The sequence below is a fragment of the Jiangella asiatica genome (genome assembly GCF_004349065.1).
Classification (GTDB): domain Bacteria; phylum Actinomycetota; class Actinomycetes; order Jiangellales; family Jiangellaceae; genus Jiangella; species Jiangella asiatica.
This window is the reverse complement of sequence record NZ_SMKZ01000009.1, coordinates 52,399-65,602: the sequence shown is the minus strand read 5'-3', so window position 1 is coordinate 65,602 and position 13,204 is coordinate 52,399. Positions and strand designations below refer to the sequence as shown.

The window sequence follows — 13,204 nt, the reverse complement described above, 5'->3', positions numbered from 1 at the left end:
GATGAGCGAGCCAGCTGCGACGCTCCCCGACGCGGCCGCCGGCCCGGCCGGCTGGCCGAGCGTCGTCATCGTCGAGGAGGGCATGCGCGAAGGGTTGCAGATCGAGGACGCCGCCATCTCGGTGGCGGACCGGATCGAGCTGCTGGACGCACTGTCCGGCACCGGACTGCGCCGCATCGTCGTCGGCAGCTTCGTCAGCCCGAAGTGGACGCCTCAGATGGCTCACATCGACCAGGTCGTCGCCGGCTTCACCCCGCGCGACGGTGTCGTCTACACGGCGCTGGCACTCAACGCGAAGGGGGTCGAGCGCCGCGCCCAGCATGTACCGCCCCTCTCCCTGGACGGCACGCTGCCGGCCACGTCCGCGCACGTCTGCGACGTGTTCGCGCGCCGCAACACCAACCGGTCGCAGGAGCAGGAGATCGCGTCCTGGCCGGCGACCGTCGAGCGGGCCGTCGCGGACGGGGCGACGCGGGCGCAGGTCGGGCTGGGCGCGACCTGGGGCTCCAACTGGCTGGGCGAGTTCACCCACGAGCGGCGCATGGAGCTGCTGGACCAGCAGGTCCGGCTCTGGGAGGACGCCGGCGTGGAGGTCACGCGGGTGTTGCTGGCCGACCCGATGGGCTGGCACCTGCCGGACCAGGTCGAACAGGACCTGAAGGCGATGTTGCGGCGCTGGCCGTCGGTCCGCACGTTCCACCTGCACCTGCACAACACCCGGGGCGTCGCGCCGATCTCCGTCTACTCCGCGCTGCGAACGCTCGACCAGCGGCACACGCTCATGCTCGACGCCAGCATCGGCGGGATGGCCGGCTGCCCGTACTGCGGCAACGGCCGCGCCGCGACCCTGATGCCGACCGAGGACCTCGTGTACCTGCTCGAGGAGCTCGGCTACGACACCGGCGTCGACCTCGACGCGCTGATCGAGACCGTCGTGCTCGCCGAACGGATCGTCGGCCACCGCCTGTACGGTCACGTCTCCAAGGCCGGCGGCCGGCCCCGGGGGGAGCGCCTCTACCCGATGGACCTGCCGTTCATCGAGACGCTCGACCAGGCGCAGCACTTCCGACTCGGTCCCGAGGCCCACCGCGGCGCGATGTCACCGTGGCCGGAGCCCATCGTCTCGCCGGCCCGGGACCGGCTGCCGTGACGCCCGTCCTCCTGCTGCACTCGGCCGGCCTGGACGGCCGGTCCGCCCGCTACCTGGACCTGCCCGCGACGGTCCTCGGCCCGACGCTGCCCGGGCACGGCCGGCGCGGCCGGCCCCGTCCGGACCTCAGCCTCGCCGACATGGTCGACGAGGTGGCCGGCTGGCTACCGGAGCCGGCGCACGTCGTCGGGCTGTCCATGGGCGGGATGGTCGCGCAGCAGCTGGCGCTGGCGCACCCGGACCTCGTCCGCTCACTCGTGCTGGCCTGCACCACCGCCGGCACACCCACCCAGGTCCTGCTGGACCGGGCCGCGGCCACCGAAGCCGATCCGCGCGCCGAGACCATCCGGACCACCATGCGACGGTGGTTCACCGCCGCCGCGCTGAGCGGTGAGCCCGCCGAGCCCGTCGCCTACGCCCGGTCCTGTCTGGAGACCATCGACACGACGGCGCTCGCCGCCGTCTGGCGGGCCCTCGCCGGCCACGACGTCACCGATCGGCTGGCCGAGATCACCGTGCCGACCACCTGCGTGGCCGGCCGGTACGACGTGTCGACGCCGCCGGACGTGGTGGCCGCGCTGGCCGCCGGGCTGCCGGACGCGCGGCTGGTCCAGGTCGACGGGCCGCACCTGGCCATGCTGGAGGAACCAGCGGCGTTCCGCGCGACCGTCATGGAACACCTGGCCCGGGTCGGCTGAGACAGGCTGAGACCTGGCCGCGCCCCCGTCCCCGTCCCTCTCACCGCAAGGAGCCGGCACCGATGCTCGTCGACGTGACCCAGCCGCTGTACGGCGGCATGCCGAAGGCGCTGACCCTGCCCGACGTGTCGATCACGCCGCTGCGCCGGCTGGCCGACGGCGAGCCGGTCGAGGTCACGCAGCTGACCATCCCGTCACACGCCGGCACGCACATCGACGCGCCGTCGCACGTGCTGCCGGGCGCGAAGACGATCGACCAGATTCCGCTGGAGCGCTTCACAGGCCCGGGCGTGGTGGTCTCCGTGCGGCGCGCGCCGGGCGAGACCATCGGCGTCCAGGACGTCCTGGACGGCGGGCCGGAGCTCCGGGACGGCGACATGCTGCTGCTGGACACCGGCTGGGCGGCCAAGTTCGGCACCGACGACTACCACGACCACCCCAGCCTGCACCCGGACCTCGCCGAGTGGCTGGTGGAGCGCGGCGTCGGGCTGGTCGGCGTCGACGTCGTGACACCGGATCTGCCGCTGCCGCGCCGCCCGGAGGGGTTCGGCTTCCCGGTGCACCACACCCTGCTGGGTCGCGAGATCCTCATCGCCGAGAACCTGGCCAGCCTGGCGCCCGCGGCCGGGAGGCGGGTGCACGTGAGCGCGTTCCCGCTGATCGTCCGGGGCGGAGACGCCGGCCACGTCCGGATGGTGCTCGATGTCCCAGCCTGACCGCACCCTGCACCACCGGGTCGACGGCGACGGCGAGCCGGTCCTGCTGCTGCACTCGGTCGGGCTGGACCTGACGTTCTGGGAGGCCGTCGCCGGAGCGCTGGCCCCGGAGTACCGCGTGGTCCGGGTGGACCTGCGCGGGCACGGCCGCTCGCCGCACACCGGGTCGCCGTGGCGCATGTCCGACATCGCCGACGACGTCCACCTGCTGCTGGACTCGCTTCGCGTCGGGCCGGTGCACCTGGTCGGCCAGTCCTTCGGCGGGCTCGTCGCGCAGGCCCTCGTGCTGGACCATCCCGGCGACGTGCGCTCACTCGTGCTGTCCGGCACGTCGTGCACCACCTCCCCGGCCGAGCGTGAGATCTTCCTCGGCCGGGCTACGACGGCGGAGCGCGGCGGCATGGCGGCCGTCACCGTTGCGGCGATCGACCGCTGGTTCACCGCCGGCTTCATGGACGCGCCGATGGTGACGCGGGTCCGGGAGCGCCTGCTGGCCGACGACGTCGGCGGCTGGGCGGCCACGTTCCGGGCCATCGCCGAGCACAACACGTTCGACCGGCTGCGCTCGGTGCGGGTGCCGACGCTGGTCACGACCGGCGACGCGGACGTCGCCACCCCACCGGCGATGTCGCGGGAGTTGGCCGACGCGATCCCCGGCGCCCGCCTGCACATCATGCCCGGCGCCCCGCACATGGGGCCGCTGGAGCGCCCGGACCTGTTCGTGCCGCTCCTGGGGGACTTCCTGCGCTCGCTGCCATGACGCCCGCGGCTCAGCGGTGCCGGGCGATCATCCGTCGTGCGACGACGACGGCGGCGGCCGCGGCCAGCAGCAGCACCGCCGTCCCGAGCCACGCCACGGAGTACGACCACGCCTCGATCGCCAGGCCGAAGGCCAGCGGCCCGGCCGCGGCGCCGGTGCCCATGCCGGCCTGCACGATGCCGGTGGCCAGCGCCGGCGACCCCTGGCTGTTGAGCACGACGGCGAACGCGAACAGGCCGTTCCACGACCACCCCAAGCCGAACCCGAGCAGACCGCCGAGCACCAGCGGCCCGATGCCGGCGTCGAGTGCCAGCAACGCCAGGCCGCCGGAGCCGGCGACCATCATCGCCGCCACCGACACCAGGTGCCGGCGTCCGCGCCGGTCGGCGAGGTAGCCGACGAGCAGCCGCGACGTCACGCCGACGACGCTGCAGAGGGCGAGCAGGTGCCCCGCCTGCGCCGGCGTCAGTCCTCGGTCCACGCCGAACACGACGAAGAACCCGCCCAGGCTGGTGGCGGCCGCGACCGCCAGGGTTGCCGCCGCCGCCAGCACCACCACCGGCCGCATCGGGCGGCGCCGGCCGGGCCGCGCCGCGGCCGGGAGGTCGTCCGGCGCAGGGTACGGCCGGGCGCGCCGCTGCGCCGTCGTCAGCGTCAGCGCCCAGAGGCACACGAGGACCGCGACGCCGGCGGCGACGGCGAACGCGCCCCGCCAGCTCCCGCCGTCGAACACCGGCAGCGCGAGGCCGACGAGCAGCGTCGTCGCCGGCATCGCCGCCTGTTTGACGCCGAAGGCCATGCCCTGCCGGCGCAGCGGGATGACACTGGCGATGCCCAGGTTGGCCGCCGGCTGCGAGGTGCCGTTCGCCAACGCGCCGACCAGCAGACAGCAGGCGAGCGTCGCCCAGGAGTCGGCGAACACCACGATGCCGGCCAGCCCGGCGGCGCTCATCCCCGTGGTCAGGCAGACCCCGGTGGTCCAGCCGACCCGCTCGACCAGGCGGCCGGCGGGTACCGCGATGAGGGCGGAGAAGGCGAAGTACAGCCCGACCGCCGCGCCGAGCCCGACGTCGTCGAACCCGAGCTCGGCGGTGAGCTGCGGCGCGAAGCCGGCTGCGAGCCAGACCGGCATGCCGCCGTAGCCGGTGGACAGGAGCGCGAGCGCGAGCGCGCGGCGGCCGCTCACGCGCGCGTCAGCTCGGCGCGCCGGACCGGGTGTCCGGCAGCGGGAACCGGTCGAGGTACGGCAGGTACTCGTCCTCCACGTCGATGTCCAGGCCGCTCAGCACGCGCACCACGTAGTTGTAGAAGGCGACGACGATGACCAGCTCCGTGACCCTCGGGGCCGGCAGCCGCTCGCACAGCGCCGCCCACGTGGACGGTGCGAGGCCGGCGTCCTCGGTCAGCTCGCGGGCGGCCGCGAGCACGAGGTCCTCCAGCTCGCTCAGGCCGCTCGGCTCACCGGCGGCGAAGCGTGCCAGTCCGTCGACGTCGGCGTCGGTGACGCCGAAGCGCCGTCCGATCTCGACGTGGTGACTGAACTCGTAGGCGTTGGCCGTGAGGTAGCCGACGTGCAGGATCGCCAGCTCGCGCAGCCGGGGGTCCAGCTCGCACTCCCAGCGGATCCACTCGCCGAACTCGTAGTGCCGGCGCATGCCGCCGGGCGAGTTGGCCAGCGCCCGGAACAGGTTGATCGGCCGGGCCATCATGTCCCGGTCGGCCGGGGCCAGGTCCGCTTCGGACAGGTACGGGACGCGCGCCATCGACTCTCCCTCTCGGTCGGGGAACCCCCTCGACTCACCTCGCCCGATGATCCCGTAGAACGGGCAGATAGTCCATCGCACGGACATTGATCTTGCAAAACTCTGGACATCGACGTTGTCCGCGTGCTGGACTGTCTGTCCATTCAGCAGGACATTGCCGCGTTACGTGAGCGTTCGGCCGAGTCGAGGGACGGGATCAGGCGATGAGCGTCAAGTACGGATGGGTCGGGAACTTCTTCGAGGACTTCGAGGTCGGCGACGTGCACAAGCACCCGGTCGGCCGCACGGTCACCGAGGCCGAGAACATCTGGTTCACGTTGCTGACCTGCAACACCAACATGAACCACATCAACATCGAGTACTCGAAGAAGACCGAGTTCGGCACCTACCTGTTCAACAGCGGCCTCACCCTCGCGATCATCAACGGCCTCACCGTCGCCGACATCAGCGAGAACGCCGTGGCCAACCTGGGCTTCGACGAGGTCCGCCTGCCGGCACCGGTCTTCGTCGGCGACACGCTCTTCGCCGAGTCGACGATCATCGGCAAGCGGCCGTCCAAGAGCCGCCCCTACGCCGGGATCGTCGAGGTCAGCACGCGGGGCTACAAGCAGGACGACACCACCGTCATCACCTACAGGCGGGCCGCGATGATCTACACCCGCGAGGGCTCCCCCCGCTTCAAGCCCGCCGCCGACGGCGCCCCTGTGCCGGGCGCGCCGACGCCCGGGCGCTGAGCTCGGCCGTACAGCTCACGAGAGGAACAAGACGTCCGCTGAGCACCGAGTGAGCACCGCACCGTCCAGACAAGGAGTGGGTCAATGACGACGCATCGGCCGAGTCTCCGGCTGAGAGCCGGGATGGCGTTCCTGCTGACATCCGTCCTCGCGATCACCAGTTGCGGCGTCGAGGGCATCTCCGGCGACGGGGGCGGTGACGACGCCTCCGAGAGCTCGGACTGGACGCCCCAGGGCCCGCTCACGATGGTCGCGGCGTTCGGAGCCGGCGGCGGCACCGACAAGGTCGCGCGCGCCATGCTCGCCGGCATCGAGCAGTGCGCCGACGGCGTCACCGGCAACGTCGAGTACCGCGAGGGCGGCAGCGGCGTGGTCGGCTACACGTACTTTATGCAGCAGCAGGGCAAGAGCGACATGATCATGGCGTCCACCACCGAGCTCACCACGCTGCCGCTGTTCGTCGACACCCCCTTCACGTGGGAGAACTACACCCCGATCGCCCGGATCGCCAACGACACCGTCAGCCTGGTGGTGCCGGCCGCATCACCGATCACGTCGCTGCAGGACCTCGTCGACGAGGCGAAGACCCGCAAGGTCACCGTCGGCGTGGTCGGCGTGTCCGGCCCGGACAACATCATCCGCGGACTGCTCGAGGAGCAGGCCGGAATCGAGTTCGAGTCCGTCGTGTTCAACAACGGCGGCGAGACGACGGCGGCCATCCTCGGCAACGACGTCGACGCGGTCCTCGGCGGCGCCGGCGACATCGTCGGTCAGGTCGAGGCCGGCACCGCCCGGGCCCTCGCGGTCTTCGCCGAGGAGCGCTACCAGGACGGCCCGATGGCGCCCGTGCCCACCGCCGTCGAGCAGGGCTTCGACGTCACCTTCGGCCAGTGGCGCGGGCTCATCGGCCCGCCGGGCATGCCGGAGGAGGCCGTCACGTTCTACGCCGACTGCCTGGAGCAGTGGACCGAGACCCCCGCGTACGAGGAGTACCTCGAGACCTCGCTCGCCCTGCCGGCCTTCCAGCGCGGCGACGACTTCGAGCAGTACCTGGCCGACCAGGAGGCGCTGATCCGGGAAGTGCTCGGCCGATGAGGACGACGGTCGAGGCCCGGCTGCCCGGGCTGGTGCTGGGCGCGCTCGGCATCGGGTTCTGCGTCGGCGGCCAGCGCTACGGCGTCGTCCACGACGGGCGCATGGGCCCGGGCCTCATGCCCCTGCTGGCCGGGCTCGCGCTGGTCGGCCTCGGCGCGGCGCTGGCCGTCGCCGGGGTCGCACCCGTCGCGGCGGCAGGTCGGTCGCCGTCGCCGTCGCCGGACGGTTCGCCGTCGCCGGGGGCCGCCGGCGGGGATGCGGCGGCGGATCGCGCCGCCCGGCCGTGGGTCGTCTTCGGCAGCGTTGTCGCCGTACTCCTCGCCACTGCGTTCATCGGCCTGCTGCTGGCGCTGGGCGCGATGTCGTTCGCGCTGATGCTCCTGGTGGAGAGGCTGCGGGTGTGGGTGGCGGCCGCGGCGACCCTCGCCATCCTCGTCCTTTCGTGGCTGATCTTCATCCGGCTGCTGGCCGTCCCGCTACCCGTCGGCGTCCTGCTGGGAGGCTGACGTGGACGCGCTCGACCCCGTGATCGGCGGCTTCCAGACCGCGCTGTCGCTGCACAACCTGCTGTTCTGCGCCGTCGGAGTCATCCTCGGCACCGTCATCGGGCTGCTGCCGGGACTCGGCTCGGCCACCGGCGTCGCGCTGCTCATGCCGCTGACTCTCGGGCTGGAGCCGGTGACCGCGCTCATCATGCTCGCCGGCCTGTACTACGGCACCCAGTACGGCGGCACCATCAGCTCCGTCCTGGTGTCGTCACCCGGCGAGGCGTCCACCGTCGTGAGCACGTTCGACGGCTACCAGATGGCGCGGCAGGGCCGGGCCGGACAGGCGCTGGCCATCGCGGCGATCGCCTCGTTCGTCGCCGGCACGCTGACCATCGTGCTGCTGATGGCGCTCGCGCCGGTCTTCGCCGGCATCGCGGTCGACTTCGGGCCGCCGGAGATGGTGGGCCTCGTGGTGGTGGGCCTGGTCGGCGTCGTCGGGCTGTCCCGCGGCATCCAGATGCTCAAAGGCCTGGCCATGGGCGCGCTGGGTGTCGCCGTGGCCACCATCGGCTTCGACCCACAGACCGCCGTGCAGCGGTTCACGTTCGGCAGCGTCGAAGTGCTCGGCGGCATCCAGTTCGTTCCGGTCGTGATCGGCCTGTTCGCCATCGCGGAGGTGATGTCGCAGGCGCGCGCGACGCCGGCGGACCCGATCCGGGCGCGCTTCCGCGACCTGCTGCTCACCCGCGACGACCTGCACCGCTCGCGGGCGCCCATCGGCCGCGGCACCGTGCTCGGGTTCTTCCTCGGCACACTGCCCGGTGCCGGGGCGACGATCGCCTCGTTCGTGACCTACGACGTCGAGAAGCGGGTGTCCAAGCGCAAGCACGAGTTCGGCAAGGGCGCCATCGAAGGCGTCGCCGGACCGGAGGCGGCCAACAACGCCGCGGTCAACGGCGCGTTCGTCCCGACGCTGACGCTCGGCATCCCGGGCTCGGGGACGACGGCCGTGCTGCTCGGCGCGTTCCTGCTGTTCGGCATCCAGCCCGGCCCGCTGCTGATGGACAAGGAGCCGGACCTGGTGTGGGGCCTGATGGCCTCGTTCTACGTCGGCAACGTGCTGCTGCTGATCCTCAACCTGCCGATGGCGCCGATCTTCGCGTCGATGCTGCGGGTCCGCTACGCCGTGCTCTACCCCGTCATCCTCTCCGCGAGCCTGCTCGGCGCGTACGCGCTGGAGAACCGGATGTGGGGCGCCTGGGTGGCCGTCGGCGCCGCGCTCGTCGGCTACTTCCTCAAGCGCTACGACTTCCCACCGGCACCGGTGATCCTCGGCCTGATCCTGGGGCCGATGCTGGAGCAGTCGCTGAACCAGACCTCGTCGATGGGCAGCGGCGACTTCGGCATCTTCCTGCACCGCCCGATCGCCCTGGCGCTGCTCGCGCTGTCCGTGGCGATCCTGCTGGTGCCGACGATCGTGGCCCGGCTGCGCGGCCCGCGCTCCGGTGCCGAGCGACAACTGATCGACGACTGAGCGACGACCGACGCGGTTTCGACGGAGTGAGGAGACGCTGGTGACCGAGGCACGCGGCCTGCTGCTCGTGATGATCGACATCGAGCCCGAGCACGAGGAGGAGTTCAACCGCTGGTACGACGAGGAGCACCTGCCCGAGCGCCTGCACTGCGCCGGGTTCCTGAACGCCCGTCGCTTCGTCGCCGTCGAGGGCTCGCCGAAGTACCTGGCCATCTACGAGCTGGAGAGCGCGGCGGTGCTGGAGGACGAGGCGTACAAGCGGATCGAGCCGCCCAGCACGTGGACGACGCGGATCAGCCGGCACTTCGTCTCGTCGCTGCGCAACGTCTACGTGGAGATCACCCCGCCGCCGGCGCCCGAGCCACCCGTGGCACAGCGCCCGTGACGGTGCGCTCAGCCCTCGCCCGCCGGCACCGCGGTGATCTCCACATAGACGTTGCGGACGATCGTCACGTGCGCCTCGACCCGGCGGGTCCACGGCGTCGGGTGGCGCTTGCGCTCCAAGTAGGCCGGGCTCGCCACCACGTCCGGCCCGTCCAGGTCGTAGAGCGCGAGATACCTCGGCCCGCCCTGGAGCGCCCGGAACCGCCGGGCGCTGGTGATGCCGGGCACCGCCAGCCGCTCGGCGAGGTGCTCCTCGTCGTACCAGCGGTTGAGATCGTTCTCGTGACCAGGCTCGGGCTCCATCATCACCAGCAGCAGTCCGGCCCGTCGCTGTCGCGTCATCGCCTCTCCCCGACCGACCCAAGCCGTCCGCCCAGTGGACGTCTTGTCTACTTGACGAGACTACCTCAGGGTCAGGCGCCGATCCAGGAGGAACGATCATGAACGGGCCCTTGAGTGGTCTCCGCGTCGTCGACGTCACCCAGAGCGCCGCCGGACCCTTCTGCACCATGATCCTCGCCGACCTCGGCGCCGACGTGATCAAGGTGGAGAAGCCGGTCGGCGGCGACGACGCCCGGTCGTGGTCGCCACCGGCCTGGGGCGACTACGGCTGCACGTTCCTGGCCCTCAACCGCAACAAGCGCAGCATCGCGCTGGACCTTCGTTCCCCCGCCGGCAAGGAGATCTTCACCGAGCTGATCGGCACCGCCGACGTGCTCGCGCACAACCTGCGCTCCGGGGCGCTGGACGCGCTGGGCTTCGGCTGGGAGGCCGCGCGGCGGATCAACCCGCGGCTGATCTACCTGTCGATGACGGCGTTCGGCGACACCGGCCCGCTGGCCCGGCTGCCCGGGTACGACCCGCTGATCCAGGCGTTCGCCGGGCTCATGAGCCTCACCGGCGAACGGCCGGAGCCGGGCGCGCCGCCACGGCCGCCGATCCGCGTCGGGACGTCGATCAACGACATGGGCACCGGCCTGTGGGGCGCCATCGCCGTGCTCAGCGCGCTCATGAACCGCGAGCGGACCGGCGAAGGACAGCTCGTGCAGACGTCGCTGCTCGAGACCGCCGTCGCCTGGATCCCGTACCAGATCATGGCCTACCTCGGCACCGGACAGGTCCCCGGCCCGCACGGCTCGGGCACCTCGATGAACGCGCCGTACGAGGCGTTCCCCACCTCCGACGGGTACGTCATGGTCGCCGCGGGCAACGACGTCCTGTGGTCCAAGATGTGCCACGCCATCGGCCGCACCGACCTGCTCGACGACCCGCGCTTCGAGGGCAACCCGAACCGCGTGCGCAACCGGTTCGCGCTGGTGGAGGCGCTCAGCGAGACGTTCCGGACCGCGCCGCCGGCGCACTGGGTGAGCTTGCTGCAGGAGGCCGGCGTCCCGTGCGCGCCGATCCGCACCGTCGACGAGGTGGTGGTCGATCCGCAGGTCGAGCACCTGCGGATGCTGCGCGCCGTCGAGCACCAGGAGATCGACGGCTACCAGGACGTCGCGCTGCCCATCCAGTGGGACGGCCAGCGGGCGCCGACGCGCAGCGTCCCTCCGACGTTCGGCGGACACACCCGGGAGATCCTGCGCGCCCTCGGTCACCCCGAGGAACGGATCGCGGCCCTGCTGGCCGACGGCGTCGTCGCCGAGACCAAGGAGGAGTGACCCCCGAGGGCTCGCGAACGACCACAGTTGAGTATGAGCGCGCCCGCTTCGCCAGGAACGCAGATGCTGTCCCCGAAATGATCACGTTCAGCACGAAATCTCGTGTCGCACCATGGTTGCGAGCCTCGTGATGCACGGGTGATCCTGCTGAACGTGATCATTTCGGGGACTCCGCCGCCGCAGCGTGAAGCGGGGGTTGCGCCGGGCATCGGGGCGATCAGGCCAGCGCGGCGCGGACCGCCTCGGCCACCCGCGGACCGGACAGGCCGTACCGGTCCAGCAGGAAGTCGTTCGGCGCGGACTCGCCCCACACGTCACGCAGGCCGACGCGGTGGACGCGGGCGCCCGTGCCGTGCTCGCCGAGCACCTCGGCCACCAGCCCGCCGAGACCGCCCAGCACGGTGTGCTCCTCGACCGTGACCACCAGCGACGCGGCACCCACCGCGTCCAGCAGCCGACGGTCGTCCAGCGGCTTGAGACACGGCACGTGCACGACGCCGGCATCGACGCCCGACGCCGCCAGCAGGTCGGCCGCCTCCAGGACGCGCACCGTCTGGACACCGGTCGACACCAGCACCACCCGCCGGCCCGGCCGCACCACGTGCACGGCGCCGTCGGTGTAGTCGTCGGCCGGCACCATGCCGAGCTCCGGTGCCGGATCGCGGGCCAGCCGCAGGTAGACGGGGCCGTCGTGGTCGGTGGCCCACCGCACCATCGCGGCACACTCGGCCGCGTCGCCGGGCGCCAGCACCACCATGCCGGGCATGGCTCGCATGATCGCGAGGTCCTGCACGTCCTGGTGGGTCTTGCCGGTCAGCCCGGTGAGCAGGCCCGAATACGCGGCGGCGATCTTGACATTGGCGCCGGTCTGCGCCACCAGCATGCGGATCGGGTCGAGCGCACGATGGGTGAAGAAGACCGTGAACGACGAGAGCCACGGGACGTAGCCCATGGTGGACAGGCCGGCGGCGGTGCCGACGAGGTTCTGCTCGGCGATGCCCAGCTGGAGGAACCGGTCCGGCAGGCCCTCTGCGAAGATGTCGGCCTTGGTGGAGTTGGCGAGGTCGCCGTCGAGCAGGACCACCCGCGGGTCGGTCTGCCCGACCTCGGTCAGGGTGCGCCCCCACACCTCACGCATGGCCTTCACGCCGCGCCCCCGTCGTCGATGCCTTCGCGGATGCTGTCGTCGATGCTGTCGTCGATGCCGAGCTCGGTGCGGGCCCGCGCCAGCTGATCGGGCGTGGCGTTGCCGGTGTGCCAGACGTGCCGGCCCTCCGCGAAGGAGAGCCCGCGGCCCTTCGTCGTCCGGGCCAGCAGGACAGTTGGCCGCTGGCCCGCGGCGCCGTCGCGCGCGAACGCGAAGGCAGCGCCGATGGCGTCGTAGTCGTGTCCGTCGAACTCGTGCACCCGCCAGCCGAACGCGTCGAACACCGGCCCGAGCGCGATGCCCGCCCACGGGTCGCGCCGGTCGCCGCGGTCGTCGGTGCCGGCCGGCCAGCCGTACTGCTGCAGTCCGTTGCAGTCGACGACGGCGATGAGGTTGCCCAGGCGGTAGCGCGCGGCGGTGTGCACCGCCTCCCATACCATGCCCTCCTGCACCTCGCCGTCGCCCAGCAGCACCCAGGTGCGCGGGTCACGGCCGGCCAGGCGAGCGCCGAGCGCCATGCCGAGGCCGACGGAGAGCCCCTGACCCAGGGAGCCGGTGGACGCGTCCAGACCGGGCAGCCGAGTCATGTCCGGGTGCCCTTGCAGCCGCGAGTCGCCCTTGTCGAACGTCGCGACCTCCTCGACGGGGAAGTAGCCGCGCAGCGCCATGACGGCGTAGAGCCCGATGGCCGAGTGGCCTTTGGACAGGATGAAGCGGTCGCGCTCGGGCCAGTCCGGCTCCTCCGGGCGGATGCGCAGCTCGTCGAAGAACAGCGTGACCAGCAGGTCCATGGCCGAGAGCGGACCGCCGATGTGGCCGGCCTTGCTCTGCGTGACGGTGCTGACGGCGAGCCAGCGTCCGTGGTCGGCGAGCTCGCGGAGGGTCCGATGCGACACGTCCGTGCGCTTGGCTGGCATGGATGCCCTTCGGTCGGTTGTGCAGGGCTCGCGGCCGGATGATGCGGCACCCGGCACGATATAAATTTATCACCAGATGGGCATTGCGTCCACTGAGCGGGATTGCGATGGCTTGGATCGCGGGCGATAGGCGAGGCGCCGTGCAGCCGGCGCC

At 72.0% G+C, this 13,204-nt stretch carries 15 protein-coding genes; 10 read left to right on the top strand and 5 right to left on the bottom strand.

What is annotated here, in order from left to right:
* The first annotated feature begins 1 nt into the window (after position 1).
* The 4 genes from E1269_RS08655 to E1269_RS08640 all read left to right on the top strand — a co-directional run bounded on the left by E1269_RS08655 (position 2) and on the right by E1269_RS08640 (position 3,324).
* Complete coding sequence (locus E1269_RS08655; protein WP_131893421.1) at positions 2 to 1,150, top strand: beta/alpha barrel domain-containing protein; 1,149 nt, start codon at positions 2 to 4, stop codon at positions 1,148 to 1,150.
* The gene (locus E1269_RS08650; protein ID WP_162606289.1) at positions 1,147 to 1,848 is read left to right on the top strand and encodes an alpha/beta fold hydrolase; all 702 of its coding nucleotides are present in this window, start codon (positions 1,147 to 1,149) and stop codon (positions 1,846 to 1,848) included. Before E1269_RS08655 ends, E1269_RS08650 begins: the two co-directional genes overlap by 4 nt.
* A 62-nt stretch (positions 1,849 to 1,910) precedes the next feature.
* Positions 1,911 to 2,564: a cyclase family protein gene (locus E1269_RS08645; protein WP_131893417.1), complete on the top strand. Its 654-nt coding sequence runs from the start codon at positions 1,911 to 1,913 to the stop codon at positions 2,562 to 2,564.
* Entirely contained in the window at positions 2,551 to 3,324 is a 774-nt protein-coding gene (locus E1269_RS08640) for an alpha/beta fold hydrolase (RefSeq protein ID WP_131893415.1), read from the top strand. The genes E1269_RS08645 and E1269_RS08640 overlap by 14 nt, the downstream gene beginning before the upstream one ends.
* Positions 3,325 to 3,334: 10 nt before the next feature.
* On the opposite strand, the gene E1269_RS08635 is transcribed toward E1269_RS08640, so the two are convergent.
* The gene (locus E1269_RS08635) at positions 3,335 to 4,510 is read right to left on the bottom strand and encodes an MFS transporter (protein ID WP_131893413.1); all 1,176 of its coding nucleotides are present in this window, start codon (positions 4,508 to 4,510) and stop codon (positions 3,335 to 3,337) included.
* A 7-nt stretch (positions 4,511 to 4,517) separates the two neighbouring features.
* Positions 4,518 to 5,087: a carboxymuconolactone decarboxylase family protein gene (locus E1269_RS08630; RefSeq protein ID WP_131893411.1), complete on the bottom strand. Its 570-nt coding sequence runs from the start codon at positions 5,085 to 5,087 to the stop codon at positions 4,518 to 4,520.
* A gap of 203 nt (positions 5,088 to 5,290) precedes the next feature.
* On the opposite strand from E1269_RS08630, the gene E1269_RS08625 reads away from it, so the two are divergent.
* From E1269_RS08625 to E1269_RS08605, 5 genes are all read left to right on the top strand, one after another.
* Positions 5,291 to 5,821 carry a MaoC family dehydratase gene (locus E1269_RS08625; protein ID WP_131893409.1) on the top strand — a complete coding sequence of 177 codons (531 nt, stop codon included), beginning with the start codon at positions 5,291 to 5,293 and terminating at the stop codon, positions 5,819 to 5,821.
* A gap of 84 nt (positions 5,822 to 5,905) precedes the next feature.
* Positions 5,906 to 6,916, top strand: coding sequence for a tripartite tricarboxylate transporter substrate binding protein (locus E1269_RS08620; protein ID WP_131893407.1), 1,011 nt, complete (start codon positions 5,906 to 5,908; stop codon positions 6,914 to 6,916).
* Positions 6,913 to 7,422 carry a tripartite tricarboxylate transporter TctB family protein gene (locus E1269_RS08615; protein ID WP_131893405.1) on the top strand — a complete coding sequence of 170 codons (510 nt, stop codon included), beginning with the start codon at positions 6,913 to 6,915 and terminating at the stop codon, positions 7,420 to 7,422. Before E1269_RS08620 ends, E1269_RS08615 begins: the two co-directional genes overlap by 4 nt.
* A gap of 1 nt (position 7,423) precedes the next feature.
* On the top strand, positions 7,424 to 8,938 hold the full coding sequence (locus tag E1269_RS08610) for a tripartite tricarboxylate transporter permease (RefSeq protein ID WP_131893403.1): 1,515 nt from the start codon (positions 7,424 to 7,426) through the stop codon (positions 8,936 to 8,938).
* A gap of 40 nt (positions 8,939 to 8,978) precedes the next feature.
* On the top strand, positions 8,979 to 9,323 hold the full coding sequence (locus tag E1269_RS08605; protein ID WP_131893401.1) for a DUF4286 family protein: 345 nt from the start codon (positions 8,979 to 8,981) through the stop codon (positions 9,321 to 9,323).
* An 8-nt stretch (positions 9,324 to 9,331) separates the two neighbouring features.
* Here E1269_RS08605 and E1269_RS08600 read toward each other — a convergent pair whose 3' ends face one another.
* On the bottom strand, positions 9,332 to 9,664 hold the full coding sequence (locus E1269_RS08600) for a DUF4286 family protein (RefSeq protein ID WP_131893399.1): 333 nt from the start codon (positions 9,662 to 9,664) through the stop codon (positions 9,332 to 9,334).
* Between the two features lie 98 nt (positions 9,665 to 9,762).
* Here E1269_RS08600 and E1269_RS08595 point away from each other — a divergent pair, with 98 nt between their 5' ends.
* Positions 9,763 to 10,986, top strand: a complete 1,224-nt coding sequence (locus E1269_RS08595; protein ID WP_131893397.1) for a CaiB/BaiF CoA transferase family protein — start codon at positions 9,763 to 9,765, stop codon at positions 10,984 to 10,986.
* 217 nt (positions 10,987 to 11,203) lie between these two features.
* Here E1269_RS08595 and E1269_RS08590 read toward each other — a convergent pair whose 3' ends face one another.
* Together E1269_RS08590 and E1269_RS08585 are read right to left on the bottom strand one after the other, a co-directional pair.
* On the bottom strand, positions 11,204 to 12,133 hold the full coding sequence (locus tag E1269_RS08590; protein ID WP_131893395.1) for a transketolase family protein: 930 nt from the start codon (positions 12,131 to 12,133) through the stop codon (positions 11,204 to 11,206).
* Positions 12,130 to 13,050 carry a transketolase gene (locus E1269_RS08585; protein WP_131893393.1) on the bottom strand — a complete coding sequence of 307 codons (921 nt, stop codon included), beginning with the start codon at positions 13,048 to 13,050 and terminating at the stop codon, positions 12,130 to 12,132. The genes E1269_RS08590 and E1269_RS08585 overlap by 4 nt, the downstream gene beginning before the upstream one ends.
* Between the last annotated feature and the right edge of the window lie 154 nt (positions 13,051 to 13,204).

Excerpts from the sequence above, each read along its gene's own strand:
- E1269_RS08655 (WP_131893421.1), top strand. The coding sequence starts at position 2 with ATGAGCGAGCCAGCTGCGACGCTCCCCGACGCGGCCGCCGGCCCGGCC.
- E1269_RS08645 (WP_131893417.1), top strand. The coding sequence starts at position 1,911 with ATGCTCGTCGACGTGACCCAGCCGCTGTACGGCGGCATGCCGAAGGCG.
- E1269_RS08640 (WP_131893415.1), top strand. The coding sequence starts at position 2,551 with ATGTCCCAGCCTGACCGCACCCTGCACCACCGGGTCGACGGCGACGGC.
- E1269_RS08630 (WP_131893411.1), bottom strand. The coding sequence starts at position 5,087 with ATGGCGCGCGTCCCGTACCTGTCCGAAGCGGACCTGGCCCCGGCCGAC.
- E1269_RS08625 (WP_131893409.1), top strand. The coding sequence starts at position 5,291 with ATGAGCGTCAAGTACGGATGGGTCGGGAACTTCTTCGAGGACTTCGAG.
- E1269_RS08620 (WP_131893407.1), top strand. The coding sequence starts at position 5,906 with ATGACGACGCATCGGCCGAGTCTCCGGCTGAGAGCCGGGATGGCGTTC.
- E1269_RS08615 (WP_131893405.1), top strand. The coding sequence starts at position 6,913 with ATGAGGACGACGGTCGAGGCCCGGCTGCCCGGGCTGGTGCTGGGCGCG.
- E1269_RS08600 (WP_131893399.1), bottom strand. The coding sequence starts at position 9,664 with ATGACGCGACAGCGACGGGCCGGACTGCTGCTGGTGATGATGGAGCCC.
- E1269_RS08595 (WP_131893397.1), top strand. The coding sequence starts at position 9,763 with ATGAACGGGCCCTTGAGTGGTCTCCGCGTCGTCGACGTCACCCAGAGC.
- E1269_RS08585 (WP_131893393.1), bottom strand. The coding sequence starts at position 13,050 with ATGCCAGCCAAGCGCACGGACGTGTCGCATCGGACCCTCCGCGAGCTC.